General features: G+C 37.8%; 4 protein-coding genes. 2 read left to right on the top strand and 2 right to left on the bottom strand.

What is annotated here, in order from left to right:
• Positions 1 to 132 precede the first annotated feature (132 nt).
• Both PN450_RS05780 and PN450_RS05775 read right to left on the bottom strand, forming a co-directional pair.
• On the bottom strand, positions 133 to 354 hold the full coding sequence (locus tag PN450_RS05780) for a hypothetical protein (protein ID WP_271835693.1): 222 nt from the start codon (positions 352 to 354) through the stop codon (positions 133 to 135).
• Positions 351 to 1133 carry a helix-turn-helix domain-containing protein gene (locus tag PN450_RS05775; RefSeq protein WP_271835692.1) on the bottom strand — a complete coding sequence of 261 codons (783 nt, stop codon included), beginning with the start codon at positions 1131 to 1133 and terminating at the stop codon, positions 351 to 353. The genes PN450_RS05780 and PN450_RS05775 overlap by 4 nt, the downstream gene beginning before the upstream one ends.
• Before the next feature lie 488 nt (positions 1134 to 1621).
• On the opposite strand from PN450_RS05775, the gene PN450_RS05770 reads away from it, so the two are divergent.
• Positions 1622 to 2095 (top strand): hypothetical protein, encoded by a 474-nt coding sequence (locus PN450_RS05770; RefSeq protein ID WP_271821532.1) that lies wholly within the window; start codon positions 1622 to 1624, stop codon positions 2093 to 2095.
• A gap of 94 nt (positions 2096 to 2189) precedes the next feature.
• Complete coding sequence (locus PN450_RS05765) at positions 2190 to 2483, top strand: hypothetical protein (protein ID WP_271821531.1); 294 nt, start codon at positions 2190 to 2192, stop codon at positions 2481 to 2483.
• Positions 2484 to 2621: the final 138 nt, after the last annotated feature.

Raw genomic sequence — 2621 nt, 5'->3', positions numbered from 1 at the left:
CTAATAGTAAATACATTTCAAAAAATTAATTTTTTGAGAAATTTTTGGTGTGGGCTTTAATTCTCAATAACCAATACTTATTGACAGAACTGTTACTGTTACGTACTTTTAGACTTTTTATTTACATCGAACTCAGGTCTGATGAAAAGATTTGCAAGATGGATTTTGACAAACTACATTTTTATCTTGGTTGTAGTTGTAGTCAGGAATAATCTTTTCCACTAGGTGAGGCTGTATAAATCCGCTATCTTGACAGCAAAAACAATTCCAATGAGGATGAAAAATTTCCTTTTCTGCTTCTTCTAATTGGGGAATTAAAGGTAATCTGTCAAATTGAGGTAAATCATTAATCATGCTTCATTCCCCCAAATTAAATTATTAGCATCAGCCCAAACATAAAACTCTCGTCTAATTTTCTGGTTTGGCATATCTTCAGCCTGAAACCCAGCCGGACCTAGTTGGCGGATTTTTTCCAGCCATTCCTTTCGTTGTGGATGGTTATCCCACTTGCTAGACTGCGAGGCGGAAACTTTACCTTGGGACTTCTCCCACTGCGATCGCAGGTCTTCCCAATGAGTTTTAATCCAGTTGCTGATTAAAGTTGGTGGCTTGGGCAGTTCAGAAGCTTTTTTCTTACCAAACTCCAAAAAACTCTCTCTTTCGCTTTCTGAGAGAGAGTCTGTGTAAGTCTTATAAGTCTGAATAGTATGAGAGACTTCAGAAGCCTTGCTGGGCGCGGGTTCTGTCCGTCGAAAGCGATCTACGGACTCACTCTGGCGATCTACAGACTCACTCTGGCGATCTACAGACTCACTCTGGCGATCTACAGACTCACTCTGGCGATCTACAGACTCACTATCCTGAGTTATAATTCTTGCTTGTCTGTACTTAAATCTGGTAATCTCAACTTCCAAAATATTGAGGGATACCAGTTTATTAATGGCAAGCTGGACAGTTCTGCGGTGATAACCTAGTTGCTCAGAAATCAAGGCAGTGTCAATTTCAATCTTGGAATCTTTGAATGGATGCTTGGTTATTAGATATAGGTAAATATCTAACTCGTTTGGCTTAAGTTGGGAACGAAGACCTAAATATTCGTCGTGACCAAGTGGGTAAAAAATGTTAACTTTCATTACACACCTCCAAAGGCGTGCAAGAATGCGCCCGCTGCCTTGACAGCTAAACTTAAATTAGATAGCATTTTAATTGTTCCTACAGGTTTTGATTGATTCTAGGGACTGTCCTCCGACCATTTGCTGTGGTACGGGGGAAATTTTTTGTCTACGGTTCAATAAGTGATTGAGCGTATTCGATAATTTTGTTGCCAATGGATGGATCTTGATCAAGACATTTAGCGATCGCTCTGAGATCAGCTTCCAAGATAATGGGAATCTTGATCGTCTTAGTTTTGCCTGATTTCCATATAGTTCAATTTCTTTTTTAGGAAGTAGAGATGATATACAAATCTGTGTCATAATAAGAAAACAAGTTGTTGGTGTGTAGTTTTGGCAATTCTTAGTTACACACCACTTTCACAAAAGTTAATACTGCTGTGGTACTGTTGGCAGAAACCTCAAAAATTGCTATAAAGAAAATATAGCACATATTTCTATATTGCAATATGAACCATCGAGAAATTTTGGTAAATTCCCTCAAGAAAGCGATCGCCCAAGGTAAACCCGCATCACATATAGCCAAAGAAAGCGGTGTACCTGCCAGTGCCATTAGCAAAATATTGAAAGGTCAGCAAGAAGATTTAGCTGCTGGCTACTACTTTAGAGTTCTTGATTCCTTACCAGAGGAGATTAAAAATGATGCCTACTCTAGCTTAAGTATTCATCGAGCCGATCCTCAGCATCTGAGTAAATACCTAAGTGGTAAGGATATTGCAGAGATAATTCCCTTTTTGGGGGAAACTGATAAGGAACAGGTAGTAGAAGCGATCGCTAAATCTGGAGGTATCCTTGACCCTAAACAGTTGCGAGGTAAAGACATTGCTAAACTAATTCCGTTCTTAGGGGATAGAGACACAGGGGAAATACTAGCAGCGATCGCTGAGGCGTTTCAAAATTCTAGAGAAAAAATTAGTGCGTAATGTAGAGTAATAGTGATATTTTACTTCATAACTTGTATTTATTAGATCATCAATGTGTATAATCATATTGCACATATTACAATCATAAATCAAAATGTTCTACCATCTTGGGCTACATCTGATGATTTTATGTAATACAAGAAGAGTCAATATCGGTGCAGCGATTCAAAATCTTCCTGATACGGACAAGTTAAGTATAATTCAGGATGCAGCATACCAATTGTCAATTGATGACAAAGCAAAGCTGGTTAAATCTTTGTTGGGTGATGGAGAATTTAAAATTGTAGTCGAACCAATAAACGCAAAACACCAGGTATCAACGATGGATAAGGTAGAGATGGGAGTCTTATTAGGAGCGATCGCGGACAAGTTAAAAACTTCCAGTTAGACCTGAGTTCGATGTAAATAAAAAGTCTAAAAGTACGTAACAGTAACAGTTCTGTCAATAAGTATTGGTTATTGAGAATTAAAGCCCACACCAAAAATTTCTCAAAAAATTAATTTTTTGAAATGTATTTACTATTAG

It is taken from the genome of Dolichospermum lemmermannii CS-548 (assembly GCF_028330815.1).
Lineage (GTDB): Bacteria > Cyanobacteriota > Cyanobacteriia > Cyanobacteriales > Nostocaceae > Dolichospermum > Dolichospermum lemmermannii.
Note: the sequence above shows the minus strand (reverse complement) of the source record. Positions and strands in the feature narration are given on the sequence as shown.